Raw genomic sequence first — 17,827 nt, 5'->3', positions numbered from 1 at the left:
CAGGTCCTGAACAACGGACTTGACTGGTTTCATTTTAATTTACTTTCTACACATGAAAAGATATCTATTAGGTTTGACGGTATGCATGCTGGGCTACAGCATGTTTTCGATGGGACAACAGCCGCAAGCCCTTTCTGCATTTAAATCATCGGTCGCAGTTACAGATTGGTTGATCCAAAAGCCGGCACAGAAAGCTACGGTTTCGCGGATAGGGAATCAACAAGTGGTCATGAGCAATGGCCTGATCAGCAGAACTTTTTATGTGGGTGCAAATATGGCTACCACAAGTATCAGGAACCTGGTAACCGGTGAAGAATATCTGCGCGCAATAAAGCCGGAAGCCGAGGTAATGATCGATAGTGTAAATTATCCGGTAGGAGGCTTAACCGGCCAAATTGATCAGGCTTATTTGTTGCCGGACTGGCTGGATAAAATGGATGTTTTCCCTCACTCTTTTTTATTCAAAACATTTATAGTAAGTGAGCTCAAACAAAAAATCCCCTGGACGAACAAGCGATGGCATGCCAGTTCGCAGTGGCAGGCTAGCGGTAAAGAACTGACCTGCTATTATGAACATCCAGCTCTTAAAGGTATTTCGGTGGAAGTCCATTATGAAATTTATGATGGCATACCGCTTATTTCAAAATGGCTGGAAATAAATAATAAAGGAGATAAACAGATACAGGTGAATCATTTTACCTCCGAAATGATCGCCTTCAGTGAACCCTCAAATTCACCTTCCGGGAAGCAGGAATGGTTGAAACCTAATTTTCACCTGGAGAATGATTACGCGTTTGATGGCTTTACGTATGAAAGCTCTGACCAATCGATTTTCTGGCAAACAGATAAAAGCTATACCTCCCAGGCAGATTATAATTTAATGACACCCTGTGTAGTGAAAAGCATGCCGGCAAAGGGCCCCGATCAAATATTGGAACAGGGGCAACGTATGGCAACATTCAATACTCATTTTTTGGCTTTAGATGGAACCGACAGAGAGCGGAATGGTCTCAGCCAACGAAAGATGTATCGTACGTTGGCACCCTGGGTTACAGAGAACCCTATTTTCTTACATCTGACTTCCAGTAAAACGGAGGTAGTGAAACAAGCCGTTGATCAATGCAAGGCCACAGGTTATGAAATGATTATCCTGAGTTTTGGAAGTGGGTTGAATATGGAGGACACCAGCGCTGAAAATATAGAAAAATTCAGGTCGCTCGCCAACTATGCCCATTCCCGGGGGATAGAAATCGGTGGATATTCTTTGTTTTCCAGCCGTAGTATTGATTCGGGAAATGACGTGATAAATGTTACTACAGGAAAGCCAGGAGGCACCAGGTTTGGAAATGCACCTTGCCTTGGCAGTAAATGGGGCATCGCTTACCTGGAAAAAATAAGCAGGTTTATTGCTGAAACCGGGTTTGATGTGCTGGAACATGATGGGCCGTATCCCGGCGACTTCTGCGCATCAAAAGATCATCCCGGACATCGTGGATATGGTGATTCCCAATGGAATCAGTGGGAAGAAAGCATTAAATTTTATGCCGCTTTAAGAAAGAAAGATATTTACCTGAACCTCCCGGATTTTTATTTTTTATCGGGCAGCAACAAAGTGTCCGTTGGTTATAAGGAAGTGAACTGGTCTTTACCACGTGCGCAACAACTGGTATTAGGCAGACAAAATAACTATGATGGTACCTGGACCAGAACGCCAGGCATGAACTGGACTTTCGTGCCTTTGGTAGAATATCATGGAGGTGGAGCCGCCGCTACACTGGAGCCATTAGCTGAACATTTGGATGCTTACGAAGCGCACATGAAACAAAATTATGGTGCCGGTATACAGGCCTGTTATCGGGGTAATCGCCTCTATGATACAGAAGCCACAAAAGCATTGGTAATAAAAGAGGTGGCGCACTATAAAAAGTACCGCAACATCCTCAATGCGGATATCATTCATTTGCAACGACCTACCGGCCGGGATTGGGATGGATTTATGCATGTAGATCCGCAATTAAAAGAAAAGGCCTTCGCCATGTTTTTTAACCCACTTAATCAATCCATTACCCGGACTATTAAATTACCGTTGTACTATGCAGGGTTGAACAACCGTGCGAAGATCAGCATAGCAGGCGCACCGGCCATTCAATTTGCATTAAACCCAAATAAAGAAGCATTGGTAAGTATTACTATCCCAGCCAATAGCAGCACCTGGCTAGTGGTGGAATGATAAACCATCGGACGTAATCAATGAAGAAGCAGCCTGAAGTTAGTATTACTATTCATAACCCTTATAAATCCAATAGTAATGAAAAAACACCCTCTTCTAAAATGCGCAGCGATGAGTTGCCTGTCAATCGCCGTATTATTTTCGGCAGCATGCCGGAAAGACGGCGTAAGGAAATCGTCTATGCAATCATTGGCAACAACACGTAAAAGTGGAAACGCAAAATTATTATCTGTTCCTAATGGTAAAAGGGTTTTTGCCTATTTTGCGCAAGGGGATCATGATTATGGAAAATGGATCGATTCAATACAAACAGACCTTATCACCGATGTGTGTATAATAGGGGAACAATACGATAGCCAGGGAGTGCTACCCACCACTGCAAGCATTACTCAATTTAATACAAAGGCGCATCTGCAGGGCCTCCGTACTTTTATCTCTATTGGTGGGGCATATAGTTATAGCGCTACTTTGCTCCAACCCGCCAACAGGCCCGCTTATATTCACAACCTGGTTACTTACCTGGTGAGCAATAATTTTGATGGGATAGACCTTGACTATGAAGGGAATCAGATTACTTCAAACTATAATGACTTCGTGGTACAACTCTCTGATTCATTGCAGGCCCACGCAAAGCTGCTCGCTATGGCAATTGCAGCATACCAGGGTAATGTGATTTCTGCAGCAGCCTATGGCAGGCTTGATTTCCTGAACCCGATGATTTATGATTATGTTCATCCCGGAAGTCCTCAATCTCACGCCACTTTTAGGGACTATAAAAGGGATGTGGATTTCTTCCTTACAAAAGTACCTGCTGCAAAAATTAATGCAGGAATTCCTGCTTATGCATGGACCTATGTAAATGGGCAGCCTGCTTCACAGGTAGGCTTTAATACGGTGGTAGCCCGGGATGTAAATCTGGCCTTCGTTAACCATGCCACTATTTCGGCAACGGAACAATGGTTTTATGATGGTCATCCTGTTATCCGGCAGAAGGTGGCCTATGCCGTATCGAAAAACCTTGGTGGAGTGATGTTTTTTCATCTTAATTGTGATACGAAGGATAACCGTACTTCTTTGCTTAAACTGATTAACTTTTGTTTTGCAAATCCAAATGGTTTTAATTCGTCCGACAAATATGTACTCGCCAATACTAACAGTGGCAAAGTTATATTTGTTTCCGGAGGGGCTTTAACAAACGGTGCTGCGGTAGTACAGGGTACCACTATCCCGGCCAATGCACATTTCTGGAATATTAACTTTGTGAGTGGAGCCAATTTTGGTATATTGAATGTAAACAGTGGCAAGGCGCTCGATGTTACCGGAGCTTCCATTGCGAACAACGCGCCGCTGATACAATGGATATGGTCGGGTACCGCCTTGAATCAATTGTATACCCTGGTGCCAAACGATTTGGGTAACTACGTTATTACTAGTGTAAATAGTAATAAAGCCATTGAAATAGCGGGTAGCGCTGTGGCAGATGGTGCGGCTGTTGTTCAGAATCCGGCAAACGGCAGCTACAATCAACAGTGGGTGCTTCTCAAACAATAGTGGCTATGATTTGCTAATTATCAACATCCCCGTCCATTGGATGCGGGCGGGGAAAAATTAAAATATGCATAAGACGAAAATAATTTTACTATTTGCATGCCTGGTCGCTATTACGCGGAGTTGGGCATTCAGTACAGACGTACCACAGTCAACAAGCCAGGCTTTTATAACTAAACTGCAACGGTCGTCCGCCAAAGTGATATTGGCAACCGGAATGCCTGCAGCATCCAATGTTTCGGTTTTACGAAAATGGAACAACGGGACTTGCATCATGTCAGTCAGCAATAATTCCGGAAAACCTCTCAGCATCCGGGAAATTGTCCTATTCGATTTTCAACATGAGCTGCCCGGTAATACTGGCATCTATGGGGAAGGATTTCAAAAACTAGCCCAGGTGGGCGGAACGCTGGGAAAGCCGCTGGATCTCGGAACCTATACGGATAGGAATCACTACAAAATTCCGGAGCCTGAAAATATGCGTACTGCGTATGGCATGCTTACCCTGCAACTACCGCATGACCGGGTGTTATTGGCTACCACCTCCTGCAACAGATTCATATCGAGGTTTTCTTTTGATGAGAAACGCATACGGATCTCCCTGGATTGCGAAAACCTGGTATTACAACCGGGAGAGACCTGGCATCTCGAAGAATTTATGGCAATATCAGGACCAGACCGGGAAAAACTGTACGACAGGTTAACAGCAGCTATCGCTAAACATCACCCACGTTTAAAACATGAACCAGTACCAATGGGCTGGTGTTCCTGGTACTGCTTTGGTCCACAGGTAACGGCAAAGAATGTGGCCGATAACACCGCATGGATTGCCGGCCACCTGCCGGAACTCAGGTATATCCAGATTGATGATGGCTACCAGCCATGGATGGGCGATTGGATGGACAGGGGAAAAGCATTTGGTGGCGATGTGGAAAGCGTATTGAAGGAAATAAAGCAGAAGGGATTGGAGCCGGCTATATGGGTGGCCCCATTTGTAGCCAGTCCGGAATCACAGTTGTTTAAGAACCATCCCGACTGGTTTGTTAAGGATGAAAGTGGCGCGCCATTGCGCTCCGATAAAATTGGTTTTGGTGGTTGGCGCCTGGGACCCTGGTATGTGCTTGATGGTACTCATCCACAAGTACAAACCTTCCTGACGGAACTTTTCACAAGAATGAGGAAGGAATGGGGTTGTTCCTATTTCAAGCTGGACGCTAACTACTGGGGAGCTATCCATGGAGGTGTTCACTATGATAAAAAAGCTACCAGGATTGAAGCCTACCGCCGTGGTATGGAAGCTATTCTGAAGGGAACCGGTGATGCGTTTGTGTTGGGCTGTAACCATCCTATCTGGGCGTCCCTGGGATTAATCCATGGCTCCCGCAGTTCTATGGACACCTGGAGGAAATGGGAATCTTTCAGGGATATTGGCCGGGAAAACCTGCTCAGAGGGTGGCAGAATGGAAGACTATGGTGGAATGATCCGGATTGTATCTTACTGACAGATGGAGGGGCAACTGATATTATGGATCAAGCAGGGAACAACGTAAATACACAAAAAAAAGAGACAGGGCCTACTGAAAACGAATACTTGTTTCATGCAACCACTGTATACGCTTCCGGTGGAATGCTACTCAGTGGTGATGATCTGACAAAGATTACACCGGAGCGGCTTAATATCTTAAAGAAGCTGATTCCCCCAACAGGAAAAGCTGCAAGATTTGAGAATGAGAAATTCGAGGTGGGGAGAATTGTTTTACGGGATCGGTTAGTATTCACTGTTTTTAATTGGGGAGAACAAGCCGTAGAGCGCCGTATAAAATTGCCCAAAGGGACTTATCGGCTAGTGAATAAATGGACAGGTCAGGAGTTGGGTAATTTTAAAGATGAATACATTATCCGGTCATTGCCACTGCATAGTGCGTTATTAATAGAAGCACATAAGGTTGACTGATCATCGATAGCCGGTTGTTTAAAAAAGGCTATTAATTTTAGTTTGTCAAAGGGTAAAAGGCGTTAAGTATTTGCTGGTAAATAGGGTTGGCAAATCCTGACTTATGTTGGGTTGTCAACCTTAGAAATAATCCCGGTGATGCAACATTTCAAAGCGATTACTGACATTGTCTCCATGAGAGAGCGCGTTTATATGCCAAATTAGGAACAGGCATACATTTAATACCGTTTATATTCAAGTCTTACTTTACCAATCCTTGTAGTTGTAAAATCAGGGAAAGAAATTCCTACACCTTTATTATTATCAGATACCGTTTGAAGGTTTGCTGCGTCGCTTATGCTTACGCGGTTTGTTCAGCTATTCGTCTTGCCCGCAATAAAAGCGTAGTTATATGGTATGCTGCGGAATGAAAGTTATAACTTTCATTCCGCCTTATTTTATATTTGAGCAACCTGGTATCACTGAGATGCAAAAAAACATAAGAAATAGTCAAAATAAGATTAGGAAGTGATGTGATTTATTGGGAGCTTTAAAATTATTTGCCAAAATCAAGAACAAAGGGACTAGGTATAACAGGAAAAGTACACGTTATATTATCTAGGGGAGCCGGAACAAACGTTTCTCTATATCAGATATTTCTTATTAAATGTATTCAAGCTACACAGATGATCAGTTATCGCGGTTGCTAGCCAGTGGCGATGAGAAAGCGTTTAATGAAATCTACACCAGGTACTGGAAATGGCTTCTTTTTATTGCGCACAAGCGCCTGCGTGACACAGAAAAAGCGAGAGAGGTTATCCAGCGTGTATTTCTGAATCTTTGGAAAAAGCGGGAAGGGCTTACCATAGCATCTTTGCCAGGCTACTTGGCAGCTATGACAAGACACGCAGTATACCGTTATCTGGCTGAAGAGCATCGGAGGCATGCCCTGCACGAAGTACATGCTGGTATCGCAGGTCAGGAGGGAAAAGTACTTGCGTTTGATTTGGAAAACAAGCAACTCCTTGATATACTTGTGAAATATGCCGGTGATCTACCGGAGAAATTCAGCATCATATTTATCGATCATAAATTATTGGGCAAGCCGCTTGAAGAGGTAGCGCAACGGTTGGGGGTATCCTCACGTACCGCTGAGCGCTATATAAGTCAGGTCATGAACATTATGCGTAATAAGCTAAAGGCATTGCGCACAGCGGTCTTTGTATTGTCTGCTTTGTATGCTGCATGGGAATGGTTCTCCTGAATGTTGATATCCGGAACCTTTGTTTGCGTTACTTTTTTACCCTCCTTTTTTTATTTCAAAAAAAAATGCCGTTTGCTGCGTATAAACTTCCCGCACAGGTATCTATTCTAATTATTACCCTGTATAAATAAAAAAGCCAGGACTTATGCATCTTAGTAAAGAAGCAATAAAGCTGATTGCCCGTAAGTATTTTGACGGTACGGCAAGCGAAGCCGAAATCAATCAGCTGCATGCCTGGTATGACGAAATAAATGCCGGAGAGGAAGAGGCGATCCTGATATCCGGTAGTGAAGAAGAATTTGAGGCAGAAACATGGCAGCATTTACGTGCCCAAATTGCCGCTGAGAAAACATCTGCAGTTGTCATGCCGCGTCATGGGTTTCGCTGGAGAGTTGCTGCTGCGGCGGCATTGCTGTTGACCGCGGGGCTCACGCTTGTTTTCCTGAACAATAGGCGGCCAATGAAAAGTATAGCCACTGTGGAAAAGCGGGCGAAAGATATTCCCGCTCCATCTGCTACGCATGCCGTGCTAACATTAGCTAACGGCAAACGAATACTGCTTGATAGCGCCGGAAATGGCCTGCTTGCCAGCCAGGCAGCCACTAATATCTTAAAGAATGACAGCGGACAAATTGTGTATGTTCCTGATGGACACAATTTGGAGACGCAGTACAACACCCTTACTATTCCTGCGGGCAGCAGGCCAATGTCTTTAGTGCTGGCTGACGGTACCAAAGTATGGCTGAATGCTGCTTCGTCGCTTACTTATCCCACCACGTTTTCAGGTAAGGAAAGAAGAGTGCTTATCAATGGGGAAGGTTATTTCGAAGTAGCGTCCAATCCGGCACTTCCCTTTGTAGTGGCCCGTCCAGACAAGGATCTCTCAGTACAGGTATTAGGCACACATTTTAACATCAATGCTTATGATGATGAACCGGAAATGCGTGTCACGCTGATATCCGGCGCAGTAAGGGTTTCCGGAGGACAATCGAAACAATCTGTGGTGATCTCACCAGGGCAGCAGGTGCGTGTCGCCAGTTCACTGACGGTTTTGAAGCATGTGGAATTGGATGATGTACTGGCATGGAAAGAAGGGTTGTTTGTATTTGATGCAACAGATATTCAGACAATGATGAGACAGGCTGCACGCTGGTATAATATCACGGTACAATATCCCAATGGTGTACCTAACGAACGTTTTACGGGCTCCATTTCCATCAGTGCAAGTTTGTCGGAATTCCTGAAGATACTTGATTATAGTGGGGTTACCGCTACTGTAAAAGGGAAAATAGTATTAGTAAATCCTTAGAAAACGGACTGAATAAACAGAAACCGACAGTGGTGGAACACTGTCGGCGGATAGTTCAGGCAGTATAGTTCACAATAGACCAATTGTTTTTTATCAACCTAAACCACATGAAGTTATGAAATTAAAATTTCATAGGCAATTCCTCGTTGGCAGATGGAAGGCGAATTGCTTCCGAAAGTCAGCCGGCGTCCTGTCAGTTATGAAAGTAACAGGGTTCCTTTTGTTATTAGCCTGTTTACAAGCCTCCGCCAAGGGATTTGGCCAAAATATCACCTTGCATTTAAAAGATGCATCCTTCGCAAAAGTTTTCCGGGAAATTAGTCGCCAGAGCGGTTACCAGGTTTTTAGCAACGATCGCCTGCTAAAAAGCAGGGGGAAGATAACAGTCGATATACAAGATGCATCCCTGAGCGCAGCACTGAATGCATGTTTTAAGAATCAGGCGCTTAGTTATGTTATTGTTGGCAAAACAGTAGTGATCAAGGAAAAAGCTGAAGTATCACAAGAGACGTCTCCGGCAATTGCGCCGATCGTGGTCAATGGTATTATTACAGATGAAAAAGGAAACCCTTTGCCCGGGGCGTTTATCCGTGTGAAAGGGAAGAATAAAATGGTGGCTACCGATAACCAGGGCGCCTTTACACTCACTGTAGATGCTGCTGATCAGCTGATCGTTTCCTTTGTAGGATATGAGGAACAAGTCATCGCAGTAGGCGGCCGCAAAGAGATCAATGTCTCCATGAAATTTTCTGCCAGTAAAGTAGATGAAATCATTGTAGTGGGTTATGGTAAACAGTCTAAACAAACACTAACCAGCTCCATCACCACGGTTAAAACAGATAATTTCAAAGATGCACCTTATACAGACATTCAATCTGCATTGGCGGGCCGTGCAGCGGGCGTCGTAGTCAACTTCAGCGGTGGAGAACCAGGTAGCGTACCTTCTATGACGATAAGGGGTGGAGAACCGCTAATCGGGCAAAGTACACCGTTGTATGTAATTGATGGAATTATTCGTGACCAGAACGCTTTTGTAGCGTTGAACATGAATGATATCGAAAGTATCAGCTTCCTGAAAGATGCTGCTGCTACAGCTGTTTATGGTGCCAAGTCTTCTGCTGGTATCGTACAGGTGACTACCAAAAGCGGACAAACCGGTAAACCAAGATTTTCTTATTCCAATAACACCGCCTGGAACACCCCCAATCTGTTCCCCAAACTAATCAACAGCACCGATAAAGCACTGGTGGCTAACGCTATTGGTGAAGCGGCAGGTAACGGCAAATACTCCGTATACACCCCGGAGCAACTAGACAAAATAAAGACCGGTACGGATCCGGATACCTACCCCAATACGGACTGGTATGGACTGGTTTTCCGCAAATACGCACGTCAGCAGAATCATAACCTGTCTGTAAACGGAGGTACAAAAGATACCAAATATTACGCAGGATTGGGTTACTTCGATCAGGGAAGTAACTATGTAAATAACTCTTTCCGGGTACAACGATTTTCGTATAATACCAAACTCAGTACTACTTTCGATGCTACCGGCCTTACTATCGCGCTTGGGCTCAATGGATATTATACCTATAGCACGCAACCTCCGGCAGGTTCCGGTAGTATTTTTAGTCATATTGTTGCCAAAAGCCCACTGGAAAAGGCATTTAATAAAGATGGCAGCCTGGCTGCATTGGTGGATCATCCAGTGGCGGAAATGAGGTCACCCGGTTACAGCAGGTCTGAAACATTTTTTAATGATGGTAACCTCACCTTCACGTGGAATGTTCCCTGGGTAAAGGGCCTGACATTAAAAGCGCTGGGCGATTACGTTTTCAGTTCCAATCCAAGCAAAACATTTGATGTACTGGCAACGCAGTACAATGCAGACGGAACTATCTACCCCACGCCAAACCCTACATTGACACAGTCCAACAGCAATTCCCGTTCTTACAACGTGGAGCTACAGGCCGATTACAATACCAGCTTCGGTGAGCATACATTGGGGGCTACACTGGTATCAGTTACCAGGGGAGGAAACAACAAATGGTTTAGTGCCCAGAGAAAAAATTACGTTTCCACCGCTATCGACCAGATGTTTGCAGGTGATGCAGCTACACAAGTGAATGATGGTTCCGCGAGTGAGTGGGGAGAAGTAGGTTATGTAGGAAGGATCAAATATGATTATGCGAAGAAATATTTGCTGGAATTATCCGGTCGTTATGATGGTTCTGATTATTTCCCACCCTCCAAGCGTTTCGGATTTTTTCCGTCTGTGAGTGCAGGATGGGTCATATCGAAAGAGCAATTCTATGAAAACGCCCACCTGGATAACGTATTTTCCTATTTCAAATTTAGAGGTTCGTACGGAAAGGTAGGCTCCATAGGGGGAACAAAGTATGCCTATCTGCCACAATATGGTGTGCATACACAAACCTATGTAGCCAATGGCAACCTGCAGAATGGTTATTATGAAGGAGGGCTCACCGTCAGCAACCAGAATATCACCTGGTTTTCCACCAGCTCACGTGACTTCGGTATTGAGTTTGAAAGTCTGAAGAAAAAGCTTAGCGGTAACATTGATTATTTCTTTACACGTACTACCAACATCCTGGGGAGCCCGGCCTATCGTTATACTGATCCGCTGGGACAGGGATTACCGCAGGTATTAACAGATGCCGCTACCCGTAAAGAGGGGATTGATGCTGTTTTCAATTATAATTTCAACGTTAACAAAAACCTGAAAGGCTATGTGGGCGTCAATGTTACCTATTTCAATTATCTATGGGAAAGAACAAATGAAGACAGTGCTTCTTTGACCAACCCTTATACCCGTAACCAGGGTGTAAACCAGGATTATTACGGCGCCATGTACAGTTCCAATGGGTTGTATCAGAATTTTGATGATATCCTTAATAACCCCAGCCGTATTACATCTTCTGCATTGGGCCTGGGAGATGTGTGGCTGGAAGATACCAACGGCGATGGTAAAATAGATGCGCAGGATTTCCGCCGCATAGGAAAATCTTCTTCTCCCCGGTTCTCCTTTGGTATTCCGTTCGGACTGGAATACAAAGGGCTTCGGTTCGATGCACTCATCCAGGGTTCCGGAACACGTAATGTATATCTCGGTGGCTATCTGCAAGGAGGAGAGGGGTTAAACAGGATCAACTTCGACTTCCAGAAGAACTACTGGCTGGCTGATAACAAAAGTGCTGATTTCCCCAGAGCAGGAAACAATTCCATGAACTCCGGCAATAATTATACAACCAGCACTTTCTGGTTAAAAGACGCACGCTTTGTAAGATTAAAAAGTGTGACGTTGTCATACAATTTCAGACAGTTTTTGAAGAAAACCAGCCCATTTACTGAATTGTCGGCTTTCGCAAGTGGTAACAACCTGCTGACCTTTTCACCGGTAAAGAAATATTTTGATCCGGAACTGGCAGACAACAACAACTTCTTTTACCCCGTAAACAAAACTTATTCAGTGGGCATCCGGATAGGGTTCTAAGTATTTTAAAGCATTAAATAAGTCTGAAAATGAGATACTATATCATATTAACCATAGCGTGTTTCCTGACCTTTACCTCCTGTTCGAGGGTAATGGATACCAAGCCGCTGAATACATATACCGGCAGTGATGTATGGAATAATTATGGCCTGGCGCAGGGCTATATATATGAATGTTATTCCAATTGCATGGGATATATTTTTTCCTGGGACTTTGACGCCAATACAAAAAGTATCCGAAACCATCCATGGGGAGGGGGATACACATCCGAAAAAACAGAGCAGATAGACCGGAACAATGATGAGGGCTGGAGCGCATTCGGCAACATACGCCGCGTGAACATGGTATTGAAAAATATACCAGCTTCTCCTTTCACTGCTGTACAAAGAAATACGTTTCTCGGCGAAGCCCACTTCCTGCGTGCGGCTATCTACTCCAACCTGGCTTTCCGTTTCGGTGGTGTACAGCTGGTAAAAGATGTACTGACCGTAGAAAGTGATTTCAACATAGGCCGCTCTTCCCTGAAAGAAACCTATGATTTCATTTTGACAGACCTGGATGCCGCTGCTGATTTGTTGCCGCAGACTAATGACAGGGGACGTGCAACGAAGGGGGCTGCCTATGCGCTGAAGATGAGAGTGGCTTTACAGGCTGGCGCCTACCTCAATGACAACAGTTATTATACTGCTGTAAGAGCGACAGGTGATAAGTTATTTGCACTGGGGCAGTACAGCCTGGACAGCTACACCAATCTTTTCAATGCCTACAGCACTGCAATTGCCTCTCCGGAAAACATCCTGGTATTTGAGATGAAAAACACCAATACTAGTTTTTCCAGCACACCAATGCAGGCGTTGGTATGCAACAGCGACATGCTGGCCTCCAAACTTACTGCAACCGCCATGCAGAAATTTCCTTTGAAAGAATCCATAGAGGGATGGATGAATTATGCCCCTACGCAGGATCTGGTAGACGATTACCTGGTAACAGATGTTGATGGGAAAGAAAGGAAGTGGGACCAAACCATTTATAATCAAACAGGCGGAAGTGCTTACGAGAAAATGTATAAAAACAGGGATAGCCGATTCTATGCTTCTATCGTATGCGACAGTTCCAAATACTTTGGTAACTGGGCCTACCTCAGAGCAGATGGCAACGCATCTTCCAATGTGCAGCCACTGAACGGAGGCAACATCAATGGTGGTGCATCCGTGACGGGTTACCTGTTTGCAAAGTATGTGTACCAGGCCAAAAAGCTCTGGTATTCTGATCCTACCGATTTTTGTTATAGTGTACTCCGTTTGGGAGAAGCCTATCTGAACTACGCAGAGGCGTGTATACGTTTGGGTGATGAAGGCGCTGCGCGCATATATCTCACCAAAACCTACCAGGTACACGGTGGATTTAAAAATAATATTACTTCTTCCAATGAAGACCTGTGGAATGATTATAGAAGAGAACGGCATATTGATATGATCCTCGAAACAGGTGACCGTTACTGGTCATTACTGAGATGGGGCATGCAGCTGACCGGTGGCCTGAAACAAGGTTATGAAAATACCGGGGTGGCCATACCGGAACTGAATGGCAAAGAACATGGTATAGCGATCAGTTCAGATGGAAAAAGCTACCAGGTGTATGAGATGAATGAGCAAAACGGACAGCCGCTGAAATTTACACCTAAGCGTTACCTGTTCCCGGTACCGCAATCTAAGATAGTGGCGCTTCCCATCCTCACCCAGAATGCTGGTTGGTAGGTATTTTAATCAATTCAATTCCGTTTAATATGAAAAGCAGATATCTCAATTTTATTATCATAGTACTTGGTTCACTGGTGATGACTTCCTGTTTAAAAAAGGACCTGCCTGGCATGAATAATTCCTCATTAAACAATATCAGCGATTTTAACCTCTACTACAAATACATTGATACCGTTGTTGATAACAAAGGCACACCACAGGAAAATACGCGTATCCTGGCGAAGACAGTGCAATTAAGCCGTGTAGTAAAGATCTCCCAGGACACCGTATATGTAAATCCATCTTTTCCTGCCGGTTTTCCGCGGACTGAAAAGCCTAAGGTAACACTAAGTAAAATTTGGGGTTATGCGAATATTCCTGAAGCAGCTATTATAAGCCCGATTGGGTCTTCACCAGCCCTGGGAAAGCCCGGTGATTTTACACAGCCCGCGCAATATGAGGTGATGGCGGCAAATGGCGATAAGAAAAACTGGGTAGTATCGATTTCACCTCTTCCAGTTGTGAACAAGTGGGAGGGTAGTTATGTCGAAACCGGTACACTCAATCATGCGTCTGCAGGATTACAGACTTGTCCGGCTAATTATGTGCAGGATTTGATTACTGTAGGGCCAAACAAATTGAAGGCTACCGCCGGATATTGGTATTTCAGTAATGCCGGGATCACTTACTTTATCACCGTGAATAATGATAACACAGTGACCATTTCCAGCGACCCTGATGCTGTCGTGTCTATTCAACAAGAGGGGACACCGGCATCCACTTATGATCCGGTGAACAAACGTTTTACATTGAATTATTATTACTATAGCGGCGGTAACCCTGCAAACTGGAGAAGGTTCAATACTGTCCTGACTTTAAAACCATAATCATTTCTTCTTTTGGATGATGAAGTAAAGTTTATTAGAATATAGGTGGTGCGCAGGCTATTGAATGCAGGAAAATGCCCCTGGAATTAACGTCCAGGGGCATTTTTCTGCATATTCATTCTAGTGTCACGGTTCTACCTTCATCAACTCCTCCGCTTCCGCATCTTCATACTTTTTAATTAATACTAACAACTGCTTTTTCAATTGTGCAGTAATGGCTTCATAGCCCTTTTGGCCATAGATGTTATTTGTCTCAGATTTATCTTTATCAAGATCAAATAACTCCCACGCCGCTACGCGCTTGTAATAACGAATTAGCTTATAGCGTGCGGTTCTGATACCAAATTGAGGCGATACTGAATGTTCACCATTTTCATAGTAATGATAATACATGGCTTCTCTTCCTTTTTGCTTCGCATTTTTCAGCAATGGGAGGAACGATTCTCCTTGCATGTCGGCAGGTATTTTAATACCGGCAGCATCCAGCAGGGTAGGTGCTATATCTACATTCATTACAAAATTACGGTTAACGGTGCCTGGTTTTAACACGCCGGGATAACGCATCACCATTGGTGTTCGGAACGACTCTTCATACATCCAGCGCTTGTCGAACCAGCCATGTTCTCCCAGGTAGAAGCCCTGGTCTGACAGGTAAATTATGATAGTATTTTCTGTTAACCGGTGCTTATCAAGATAACCCAACGTGCGGCCAATATTACGATCCAGCGATGCTGCCGTACTCAGGTAGTCACGCATATAGCGCTGATACTTCCATTCTGTCAGCGCATTGCCGGAAAGATGTTGCGCGTTCAGGCTGGCATGGATGGCCTTATAGTAGCTATCAAAACGTGCGCGTTGCGCAGGATTCATGCGATTGATATTACCATCTTTGTTTGCTGCCTGATCAGTATCAAACATTTTTAGATCGTACCCCATCGTCAGGGTTTTGGCAATCGACATATCCTGTATTGCAGCAGCTTTTCTGGTATTATAATCGTCGTAGAAATTAGCAGGCAGCGGAAACATGATGTGATCGTACATACCCATATCGCAGGTGTCTGGCAGCCACACGCGGTGCGTTGCCTTATGGCCAATTACCAGGCAAAATGGTTTGGATGTATCACGTTGATCGAGCCAGTTTTCAGCGAGATCTTCTATGATATTGGTAGCATAACCCTGTATCCTTGTTTTGGAGCTATCCATTTGAATAAAATCAGGGTTGTAATATTGCCCCTGCCCGGGTAGTATCTCCCAAAAAGTAAAGCCCTGCGGCTTAGTTTCAAGATGCCATTTACCAATCCAGGCTGTCTGATAACCATTGTTTGCAAGTTCTTTGATGAACGAGTTCTGAGCACCATCAAAACGGGAATGTTCGTTGTCGGTGAACCCGTTTTTGTTGGAGTATTTCCCTGTCAGAATTACTGCTCTGCTCGGGCCACAAATTGAATTGGTGACATATGCCCGGTCAAATCTTGCTCCTTCATGGGCGATTCTGTCAATGTTGGGTGTTTTTATCAATTTGTTGCCGTAAGCACTTATGGCCTGATACGCGTGGTCATCAGATACGATAATGATTACATTGGGCCTTTTCTGCGCTAAGGCGCTTGCAGAAACTGTTAGTGAGCATAACAGGGCCATCCAGTTTCGAAGTCTCATACTTAGTATTTATTAGCTTAATTCCTGTTTTTGACATTGAAAACCTAGTACGACTGATTTAGTGTTATAGCTACCCTGGGCAAATTATAGCTGGGGTTTAGCGTAATAACTACCTGCCTGGGGGCGCCGGTTGTATTGGCGCCTATCGTAACGGGCAACAGGAAGTTTCCCGATCCATATTTTTGTGAGACAGCACACCATGATGAGTTGCTGTCTGGGATGGTAACCCACCAGCCATCAGTTCCGGCGGTGATGACAATCGTATCTTTACCTCCGCTTGCGGGGAAGTTGGTGTTTTGCTTCATGGTGGCAGTAAACGCTGACGGCACAGGCTTTACCGGCTGGTTATCTTTTTTGCAGGCTGTAGCCACGCAGAGCAGTAATCCGGCTACAACTGCGGCGTTTAAATATCTTTTTGAGTTACACATAAATATTTTTTTTTGGAAGTGTAGAAATTACCAACCGGGATTTTGTACCCACTTAAAACCGGTCAGCTGCAACTGCCGCTGCTGAATTGGCAGGAGGTAGTCTCTTTTGAGATTAAATCCAAAACCATTTGGTGCCGATGCCTTGTATGGATCAATGTATCGTAACGCATCACCCGGATTTCCTGAAAGGTATAGATTTACTTTTTTGCCCGCAGGCGGGGTATCATAAATCAACAAAGAAGAACCGTAGAACCCGGTAGGCGTATTTTGCTGAGCAAGGTCACTTCCTGTAAACAATGCGCCCAAAGGCCTTTTGCCCTTTACGAGTACGTCGGCGGCACACCAACGCATAATGTCGTCCAGGCGGAATCCCTCGCATGCCAGCTCTACTCTTCTCTCTCTTCTAATAGCCTGTAGCAGGGGGCTTAAGTCGTGGAATGGATAGTTTACATCTCCATTAAATTCATTCACAACATTCATAACGGGCATGCCTACTCTATCACGCAGGGGTTTTAAAACAGTGGTAATGGATGTTGCATCATCTCCCAGCTCTGCAGCTGCTTCTGCATAGTTCAGCAATACCTCTGCATACCTGAAGGCAATGGCAGGCGTCTGATCTTTGTTGTCATCTGTATAGGCCACCGGATCATTGTAGGCTAAAAACTTTGCCAGCGCGTAACCAGTGGTATTCATATTAAAGCTCGTACCATTCAACGCGGGATACGCCGGGGCTATTGTACCTGGTTTTAATTGCTGCACACCAGGTACTACCACGGTTTGAGATAAACGTGGGTCCCCCAGCAGCCGCTCACTATATAATTCATATATTTTTTCAAAAGCAGCCTGCTGGCCGGCCCGGAGCAGGGCCACCATTGCCTTCTCATCAAGATGATTAGTATCTGTCAATGCAAGCTGTTTTACAGGGATTACATAACAAGGTAAACAAGAATTTATAAAGGTGCAAACACAATCGTTTGTGTGAAATGCGAAAGAGACCTGGCATCGTACACATAAAGCACAATGCAAGGGGCATTCATGGTACACATTAGAGATTACCAACTGTACGTTAATGAAAAAACAGTAATTCCATTAGCTTTTCATAAAGCTTGCAAAAATAACATAAGGAGTTGATAATTTCGATGAACTTTCTTTTGCTGAAGGTGTCTATTTTGTGGCTTAGTAAGCTGGATGTACGTGATATCCGGCCGGGAGTAATAATTGCATCGTTAACGAAAGGGGAAAGCTGAAAATAGTATCACACATGCTATCTAAAACATTGTTTATGTTGTATCTTGCCTGCCAGTCTGTGTTTATTAAAT

At 44.4% G+C, this 17,827-nt stretch carries 12 protein-coding genes; 9 read left to right on the top strand and 3 right to left on the bottom strand.

The genetic code is table 11. From position 1 onward, the window contains the following. Positions 1 to 52: 52 nt before the first annotated feature. The 9 genes from AC5ZC7_RS18755 to AC5ZC7_RS18715 all read left to right on the top strand — a co-directional run bounded on the left by AC5ZC7_RS18755 (position 53) and on the right by AC5ZC7_RS18715 (position 14,424). Complete coding sequence (locus tag AC5ZC7_RS18755; protein ID WP_496157369.1) at positions 53 to 2,230, top strand: alpha-galactosidase; 2,178 nt, start codon at positions 53 to 55, stop codon at positions 2,228 to 2,230. A 20-nt stretch (positions 2,231 to 2,250) separates the two neighbouring features. After that, complete coding sequence (locus AC5ZC7_RS18750; RefSeq protein ID WP_496157370.1) at positions 2,251 to 2,436, top strand: hypothetical protein; 186 nt, start codon at positions 2,251 to 2,253, stop codon at positions 2,434 to 2,436. Beyond that, on the top strand, positions 2,411 to 3,781 hold the full coding sequence (locus AC5ZC7_RS18745) for a glycosyl hydrolase family 18 protein (protein ID WP_496157371.1): 1,371 nt from the start codon (positions 2,411 to 2,413) through the stop codon (positions 3,779 to 3,781). The genes AC5ZC7_RS18750 and AC5ZC7_RS18745 overlap by 26 nt, the downstream gene beginning before the upstream one ends. A gap of 64 nt (positions 3,782 to 3,845) precedes the next feature. Further along, on the top strand, positions 3,846 to 5,732 hold the full coding sequence (locus AC5ZC7_RS18740) for an alpha-galactosidase (protein WP_496157372.1): 1,887 nt from the start codon (positions 3,846 to 3,848) through the stop codon (positions 5,730 to 5,732). Positions 5,733 to 6,378: 646 nt separating this feature from the next. Further along, the gene (locus AC5ZC7_RS18735) at positions 6,379 to 6,975 is read left to right on the top strand and encodes a sigma-70 family RNA polymerase sigma factor (protein ID WP_496157373.1); all 597 of its coding nucleotides are present in this window, start codon (positions 6,379 to 6,381) and stop codon (positions 6,973 to 6,975) included. A gap of 145 nt (positions 6,976 to 7,120) precedes the next feature. Continuing rightward, positions 7,121 to 8,284, top strand: a complete 1,164-nt coding sequence (locus AC5ZC7_RS18730) for a FecR domain-containing protein (protein WP_496157374.1) — start codon at positions 7,121 to 7,123, stop codon at positions 8,282 to 8,284. 115 nt (positions 8,285 to 8,399) lie between these two features. Then, entirely contained in the window at positions 8,400 to 11,798 is a 3,399-nt protein-coding gene (locus AC5ZC7_RS18725) for a SusC/RagA family TonB-linked outer membrane protein (protein ID WP_496157375.1), read from the top strand. A gap of 29 nt (positions 11,799 to 11,827) precedes the next feature. Next, entirely contained in the window at positions 11,828 to 13,555 is a 1,728-nt protein-coding gene (locus tag AC5ZC7_RS18720) for a RagB/SusD family nutrient uptake outer membrane protein (RefSeq protein ID WP_496157376.1), read from the top strand. Positions 13,556 to 13,584: 29 nt separating this feature from the next. After that, positions 13,585 to 14,424 carry a DUF5018-related domain-containing protein gene (locus AC5ZC7_RS18715; RefSeq protein ID WP_496157377.1) on the top strand — a complete coding sequence of 280 codons (840 nt, stop codon included), beginning with the start codon at positions 13,585 to 13,587 and terminating at the stop codon, positions 14,422 to 14,424. 126 nt (positions 14,425 to 14,550) lie between these two features. On the opposite strand, the gene AC5ZC7_RS18710 is transcribed toward AC5ZC7_RS18715, so the two are convergent. The 3 genes from AC5ZC7_RS18710 to AC5ZC7_RS18700 are packed head-to-tail and all read right to left on the bottom strand — an operon-like array spanning position 14,551 to position 17,414. Then, on the bottom strand, positions 14,551 to 16,080 hold the full coding sequence (locus AC5ZC7_RS18710) for a sulfatase/phosphatase domain-containing protein (protein WP_496157378.1): 1,530 nt from the start codon (positions 16,078 to 16,080) through the stop codon (positions 14,551 to 14,553). 44 nt (positions 16,081 to 16,124) lie between these two features. Continuing rightward, a complete protein-coding gene (locus tag AC5ZC7_RS18705) occupies positions 16,125 to 16,508 on the bottom strand; it encodes a BACON domain-containing protein (protein WP_496157379.1) in 384 nt (127 codons plus the stop codon). A 27-nt stretch (positions 16,509 to 16,535) separates the two neighbouring features. Then, positions 16,536 to 17,414: a RagB/SusD family nutrient uptake outer membrane protein gene (locus AC5ZC7_RS18700; protein ID WP_496157380.1), complete on the bottom strand. Its 879-nt coding sequence runs from the start codon at positions 17,412 to 17,414 to the stop codon at positions 16,536 to 16,538. Between the last annotated feature and the right edge of the window lie 413 nt (positions 17,415 to 17,827).

The sequence above is a fragment of the Chitinophaga sp. 9-1-y genome, from assembly GCF_059511905.2.
This window is presented reverse-complemented; position numbering and strand designations above follow the sequence as displayed.